Here is a 231-nt window from a genome sequence, read left to right on the forward strand (position 1 = left end):
AATATCGCTGTAGCTCCTTGAATTTCCATGCCAAATAGACCCGAGGATGAGGCTGTTTCATAACCGTGTCTGTGTTTAAGTTCACTATTTTTCGCTTCAATTTTATAGCGAGTTTTCGCTAATTCTTTAAACCTTTCTGTATTTTGAAATGATTCTTGGTCCTTATGTACCGTTGATTTGATGGTTACAGAATAGGATTTACTTTTCGCTCCTTCTTTATAACATCCTTCG

The 231-nt window shown here is 36.4% G+C and carries 1 pseudogene; it reads right to left on the reverse strand.

The features are described 5' to 3' along the window. Window positions 1-231, reverse strand: a pseudogene (locus ACTXGU_RS22460) (IS5/IS1182 family transposase); the annotation flags it as partial.

The organism is Niallia sp. 01092, assembly GCF_052318935.1.
Lineage (GTDB): Bacteria > Bacillota > Bacilli > Bacillales > Cytobacillaceae > Niallia.